General features: G+C 70.1%; 5 protein-coding genes. 2 read left to right on the top strand and 3 right to left on the bottom strand.

Features of this window, described 5'->3' with window-relative positions:
- Window positions 1-19 precede the first annotated feature (19 nt).
- The gene (locus ACFWFI_RS40285; RefSeq protein ID WP_387400531.1) at window positions 20-1,183 is read right to left on the bottom strand and encodes a glycerophosphodiester phosphodiesterase; all 1,164 of its coding nucleotides are present in this window, start codon (window positions 1,181-1,183) and stop codon (window positions 20-22) included.
- Window positions 1,184-1,415: 232 nt separating this feature from the next.
- On the opposite strand from ACFWFI_RS40285, the gene ACFWFI_RS40280 reads away from it, so the two are divergent.
- Window positions 1,416-2,087 carry a lysophospholipid acyltransferase family protein gene (locus ACFWFI_RS40280; RefSeq protein ID WP_387400529.1) on the top strand — a complete coding sequence of 224 codons (672 nt, stop codon included), beginning with the start codon at window positions 1,416-1,418 and terminating at the stop codon, window positions 2,085-2,087.
- 46 nt (window positions 2,088-2,133) lie between these two features.
- On the opposite strand, the gene ACFWFI_RS40275 is transcribed toward ACFWFI_RS40280, so the two are convergent.
- Together ACFWFI_RS40275 and ACFWFI_RS40270 are read right to left on the bottom strand one after the other, a co-directional pair.
- On the bottom strand, window positions 2,134-3,681 hold the full coding sequence (locus tag ACFWFI_RS40275) for an MFS transporter (protein ID WP_387400527.1): 1,548 nt from the start codon (window positions 3,679-3,681) through the stop codon (window positions 2,134-2,136).
- Window positions 3,678-4,229: a TetR/AcrR family transcriptional regulator gene (locus ACFWFI_RS40270; protein WP_387400525.1), complete on the bottom strand. Its 552-nt coding sequence runs from the start codon at window positions 4,227-4,229 to the stop codon at window positions 3,678-3,680. Before ACFWFI_RS40270 ends, ACFWFI_RS40275 begins: the two co-directional genes overlap by 4 nt.
- 254 nt (window positions 4,230-4,483) lie before the next feature.
- Between ACFWFI_RS40270 and ACFWFI_RS40265 the strand changes: the two genes are divergently transcribed.
- Window positions 4,484-6,031, top strand: a complete 1,548-nt coding sequence (locus ACFWFI_RS40265) for a carboxylesterase/lipase family protein (RefSeq protein WP_387400523.1) — start codon at window positions 4,484-4,486, stop codon at window positions 6,029-6,031.
- The last annotated feature ends 21 nt before the right edge of the window (window positions 6,032-6,052 follow it).

The raw sequence follows: 6,052 nt of genomic DNA, 5'->3' as shown, positions 1-6,052 counted from the left end.
GTCCGGCCCGCCCCCGGGTTCAGTCCCGGGCGAAGTCGGCGGCGGCGAGCAGGGCGGTGTCGGGGTTGTCGGAGAAGATCCCGTCGATACCCGCCTCGAAGTACGCCCGGAGAGCGCCGAACACGTCCCCGTAGGCGTTCGGGTCCGTGCCGCGCCGGAAGTCCGCGGGCAGGAAGGTGTTCTCGTTGCGCATCGTGTACGGGTGCAGGACCAGCCCTCGCGCGTGCGCGTCCGCGACCAGGGTGGTGGGGGTGGTCAGCCGGCCCGCGCCGTCCCTGGGGATGACCAGGTCCAGCGTGGGGCCGATGCCCTGCGCGAAGGACGCGATCCACTTCAGCCCTGCGGGCTTCACCAGATCGGCGACGGTACGGGGGTCGCCGGCCTCCACGAAGTCCCAGGGCCGTTCCTTGGGCCCGGACAGCAGGACGACACGGGGTGTGGCGACCAGCTTCGACAGCCGCCGCATCGAGCTCGGCTCGAAGGACTGGAGGATCAGCGCGGAGTTCGCACGGTGACGGCCGTAGCGGCGCAGCAGCTTGGCGAGCGGCTCTTCCAGGCCGAGCCCGAGGCCCCTGAAGTACGAGGGGTGCTTGGTCTCGACGTAGAGCCAGACCGGCCTGCCGCGCCTGCGGCCCTCCTCGTCCGCCCAGCGCAGGACCTCTTCGAACGTCGGGATCTCCCAGCGGCCGTCGTACAGCGTGTTCTCCTGGCGGTTGCCGGGGATCCGCTCCTTGGCACGGAGCGTCTTCAGCTCGGTGAGGGTGAAGTCCTCGGTGAACCAGCCGGTGAGCGACACCCCGTCGACCCGCTTGGTGGCCTTGCGGCCGGCGAACTCGGGGCGCTCGGCGACGTCCGTGGTGCCGGTGATGTCGTTCTCGTGCCGGCAGACCAGGTGACCGTCCTTGGTCGGCACGAGGTCCTGCTCGACGATGTGCGCACCCATGTCCAGGGCCAGCTGGTAGGAGCCGAGTGTGTGCTCGGGCCGGTAGCCGCTGGCGCCGCGGTGGCCGATGACGGTGGGCACGGGCAGGTCCCGGTAGGAGCCGTGCTTGCCGCTCTGCGCGTCGGGCGCGCCACGCCCGGCGGCGTTCGCCGTGCCGGACAGTCCGAGGGCCGTCGTACCTATGACGGCGGCCCCCAGGAGGGTCCGCCGACCGGGTGCAGTCTGCGCGCGCTCTGTCATGAATGCTCCTCGCGTGTGATGTCCGGCACCTTCGGGGGAGGCTTGATCGTAGGCAGCTACGCCATCGGTGGGGCGGCCCGTGGACGAACATGGCGGAAACACACGTCAACACTGCGTATCGGCTCGGTGAACCCGATGTGCGGAGAGGCGGTACCCGCGAGTATCGTCCTCACCTGCACAGACCCTCGCGAATTCCCGCCCCGGCCGCCCGGCCACGTCACCGGAGGATGCGTTGTCCCGACTCACGGTCATCAAGGCAGTGCTCGGACCGATCCTGCGCCTGCTCTTCCGGCCTCAGGTGGAAGGCGTGGAGAACATCCCGGGGTCCGGTCCTGTGATCCTCGCGGGCAACCACCTGACGTTCATCGACTCGATGATCATGCCGATCTGCTGCGACCGGCCGGTGTTCTACATCGGCAAGGACGAGTACGTCACCGGCAAGGGCCTCAAGGGCCGGCTGATGGCGTGGTTCTTCACGGGCTGCGGAATGATCCCGGTGGACCGGGACGGCGGCCGCGGCGGCGTCGCGGCGCTGATGACGGGCCGCCGGGTGCTGGAGGAGGGCAATGCCTTCGCCATCTACCCCGAGGGCACCCGCTCCCCCGACGGCCGGCTCTACCGGGGCCGTACGGGTATCGCGCGGCTGACCCTGATGACCGGTGCGCCGGTCGTGCCGTTCGCGATGATCGGCACGGACAAGCTGCAGCCGGGCGGCGCCGGCCTGCCCCGTCCGGGCAAGGTCACGGTCCGCTTCGGTGAGCCGATGGAGTTCTCGCGCTACGAGGGCATGGACCGCGACCGTTACGTCCTGCGGGCGGTCACGGACTCCGTGATGGCCGAGGTCATGCGGCTGTCCGGCCAGGAGTACGTCGACATGTACGCGACGAAGGCCAAGGCCGCCTGAGCCGGACGGGTGCATTTCGGTGCCCGGCGCGGCTGCGCCGGGTCACTCACTCGTCGGGGATGATGCCCTCCTCCAGCTTCTGGTCGCGCAGCAGGAACCACGCGGCGACAGCGGTCGCGAGCAGCACGACGGCACCGACCCCCGCCGATACCCGCAGCCCGTTGACGAAGGCCTCCTGAGCCGCGACGACGAGTTCGCTCCCCTGGTGCGCCGGGAGGTGCTCCGCCGTCTCCACGGCGCCGCCCAGCGACTCGTGGGCCGCCGTCGCGGCCGCGGCCGGGATCCCCTCGGGGGTCCCGAAGCCCTTGTAGACGCCCGTGACGATCGACCCGAGCAGCGCGATGCCGAGGGCGGCGCCGAGCTCGTACGCGGTCTCGGACACCGCTGACGCCGAGCCGGCCTGCTCCTTCGGGACGCTGGAGAGGATGACGTCGGAGGTGACGGTGAAGGCGAATCCGGCGCCGACGCCCACCACCAGGAGCAGGACCCCGATCAGCGGGTATCCGGTCTCCTTGTGGATCACCGTGACCACGGCGAGCGACACGCCGATGGCGCCGAGCCCGACGGCGACCACGGAGCGCACGGAATAGCGGCGTGCGACCCTCCCCGCCAGCAGCCCGGCGGTCACCGCACCGACGGCCGCGGGCAGTTCGGCGAGCCCGGCTTCGAGCGGGCCCCGTCCCTGGACCAGCTGCAGGAACTGGGAGAGGAAGAAGACGATCCCGGACAGGCCGAGGATGGTCAGGAGGTCGGCGAGGACCGCGCCGGAGAATCCCCGGTGGTGGAAGAGCCGCATGTCCAGCAGTGGGGCGGGGAGCTTCAGCTGACGGCGTACGAACCAGGTGAGCGCCAGCGCGCCCCCGACGGCCGCCACGCCGGTCTCCCAGCTCACGCCGTGTGCTGCCGCCTCCTTGATGGCGTACACGACGCCGATCATGCCGACCAGGGAGAGCCCCACGCTGGGCATGTCCCACGGGCCCGGCGCGGGATTCTTCGACTCGGGGATCATCTTGACGCCCACGGCGACGAGGACCGCCATCACGGGCAGGTTGATCAGGAAGACCGAGCCCCACCAGAAGTGCTCCAGCAGGAGCCCGCCCACGACCGGGCCGACGGCGGCGCCCGCCGCGGCCATGGCGCCCCAGATGCCGACGGCGAGGCTGCGTTCGCGCGGGTCGTGGAAGAGATTGCGGATCAGGGCGAGCGTGGACGGCATCAGCGTGGCACCGGCGACGCCGAGCAGGGCCCTGGCCACGATCATCATCTCGGGGCTCCACGCGTAGGCGTTGAGCACGGAGACCGCCCCGAAGGCCGTGGCGCCGGTCAGCAGCAGCTTCTTCCGGCCGATGCGGTCGCCGAGGCTGCCCATGGAGACCAGGAGTCCGGCGATGACGAAGGAGTAGACGTCGCCGATCCAGAGCAGTTGGGTGCCGGTCGGTTCGAGATCCTCGCTGAGGAACGGGGTCGCCAGGCCGAGGACGGTGGCGTCGACGGCGACCAGCAGCACGGCCAGGACGAGGACGGTGAGGGCGATCCACCGGCCCGGATGGTGCTGGTCGCCCGTGACGCCCGCCTTCGAAAAGGTGCTGCTCATTTCTCCACGCTCCGGCGTGCTCCGCCCAGGAGCAACTCGACGATCATGTAGGGGAAGTCCTGCGCGGCGACGCGGCCCGCCTGCACGGACCATGCGCAGCTCCCGATCAGGCCGTACAGGGCCTCGGTCAGCCAGGCCGGGGTGAGGTCGATCCGGAATTCGCCGCGCTCCTGGCCGCGCCGGAAGAACGCCGAGACCCGGGCGTCGAGGCGGCTCCAGCCCTCGTTGACGTCGTCGCCCTCGAAGAGCTGGTTCTCGGTGACCAGGAACGACAGCAGTCCGGCACCGGGCTGGACGGCCGCGATCAGCCGCCTCAGTCCGTCCTCGGCACTGCCCTCGTCGAGTCCGGCGGCGTCCAGTGCGGCTTCGAACTCCTGGATACCGAGGTTCTCCAGTGCCCCGACCAGAGCGTCCCGCCCGGCGAAGTGCCTGTGCAGGGTGGCACGGCCGATTCCCGCGGCCTTGGCCACCTCGTCCATGGTCGCCGTGGATCTGCGGGTCAGCAGTGCGGCGGCGCTCCGCAGCACCTGCTCACGATCGAGAGTCATGAGACGACAATAGATCAAATGAGACACTGACGTCCCACATCCCTCGATCCTTGATCGATCACGACATGGGCGGAACGCCCTGGTGACCGGTCACGGCGTGACAGTACCCATCACTTTCTGTCACTGTGTGTAATCGCTACAACTCTCTGGGTAACCACCATATGTCCCGGCCGGCTGTCGGTGCGGGACGCCTGACGGGCGGTGGGCCGGCCCCTGCGGGTGGGATCCATGACCAGCCGGCCCCAAGGAGACACATGTCCGAGCAGAGCACGGTCGAGGTCGAAACGGCTTACGGCTGGGTGTCGGGGACGGCGGAGGACGGCATCGCCCGCTTCCTCGGAATGCCCTACGGCCGTGCACCGATCGGTGAGCTGCGTTTCGCCGCTCCCGTACCGCCCGAGCCCTGGCAGGGCGTGCGGACGGCTGACACCTTCGGGGCCACGCCCCCCAAGCCGCCACTGGGTGGCAAGCTCGGTGAGATCATGCCCGACCCGAACGTCGCGGGCGACGAATGGCTGAACCTCAACGTGTGGACGACTGACACCGAGGCGTCCCTGCCCGTGCTGGTGTGGATCCACGGCGGTGGTTTCACCACCGGCTCGTCAGCCGTCCCCGCCTACGACGGTGCGACCTTCGCCCGTGACGGCGTGGTGTGCGTCTCCATCAACTACCGCCTTGGGGTGGACGGCTTCGGCTATCTGCCGGACGCCCCGGCTCCGGCCAACCGCGGCCTGCTCGACCAGATCGCCGCGCTCACCTGGGTGCGCGAGAACATCGCGGCCTTCGGGGGCGACCCGGGTGACATCACGCTGTGCGGGGAGTCGGCCGGCGCCATGAGCGTGCTCGCGCTGCTGTCGCGCGACGACGGCCTGTTCCACAAGGCGATCGTGCAGAGCGGCAACGCGCACATCGGCCAGACGCCCGGGGACGCCGCGTTGGTGCTCGGCGCGGTGGCGGAGCGCCTCGGTGTCGAGCCGACCGCTGCCGCCCTGGCGGGCGTGGACATCGACGACCTGACCGAGGCGCAGGGCGAGGTCTCCAAGGAAGTCAGCCAGAGCGCGGACGTGAACGCCTACGGGGCGAGCACCATCGCCTCATGCGGCCTGGCGTTCCTGCCCGTCATCGACGGCGATGTGCTCACCCGCCTGCCCGCGGCCGCGATCGCGGACGGCGCGGGCGGCCAGGTGCCGCTGCTGATGGGCACGACCACCGAGGAGTTCCGCCTCTTCATCGTGACCAGCGCCCTGGTGTCCGTGCTCCTGCCGGGTCCCTTCAAGACCCGCGTGAAGGCGTACGGGGCGCCGGACAGCGCCTACGACACGTACGCGACGAACGACACCGCCGCCTACCCGCGCAGCAAGCCCTCCGGTATCGCCGCCGCGGTGCTGACCGACCGGATGTTCCGTATCCCGACCTACCGCGTGGCCGAGGCCCGGGGAGAGAACGACGGGGCACCGACCTACCTGTACGAGTTCGGGTGGCGCTCCCCGGTCATCCCCAACGACGTCCAGGTCAAGCTGGGTGCCTGCCACAGCCTTGACCTGCCCTTCGCCTGGGACACCCTGTCCCTCCCGGCCAACCAGAAGTTCACCGGGACCCAGCCGCCCCAGAATCTCGCGGACGCCCTGCACAACACCTGGGTCGAATTCGCCAGGACCGGTCAGGCTTCGTGGAAGGAGTACGACGCGCAGGAGCGCCCCGTCATGACGTTCCGCTACAACAACACCACGTCCGACCAGGTCGTCAACGATCCCCGCAAGACCGAACGCGAGCTGTGGGACGGCCGTCTGGGCACCGCCTGACAGCCACCCGGTGCCCCGGGG

It is taken from the genome of Streptomyces sp. NPDC060209 (assembly GCF_042728155.1).
In the GTDB taxonomy this organism is placed as follows: domain Bacteria; phylum Actinomycetota; class Actinomycetes; order Streptomycetales; family Streptomycetaceae; genus Streptomyces.
This window is presented reverse-complemented; position numbering and strand designations above follow the sequence as displayed.

What these genes read in the sequence shown, in the direction of transcription:
- ACFWFI_RS40265 (WP_387400523.1), top strand. Translation starts at nt 4,484, where the DNA reads ATGTCCGAGCAGAGCACGGTCGAGGTCGAAACGGCTTACGGCTGGGTG.
- ACFWFI_RS40285 (WP_387400531.1), bottom strand. Translation starts at nt 1,183, where the DNA reads ATGACAGAGCGCGCGCAGACTGCACCCGGTCGGCGGACCCTCCTGGGG.
- ACFWFI_RS40270 (WP_387400525.1), bottom strand. Translation starts at nt 4,229, where the DNA reads ATGACTCTCGATCGTGAGCAGGTGCTGCGGAGCGCCGCCGCACTGCTG.
- ACFWFI_RS40275 (WP_387400527.1), bottom strand. Translation starts at nt 3,681, where the DNA reads ATGAGCAGCACCTTTTCGAAGGCGGGCGTCACGGGCGACCAGCACCAT.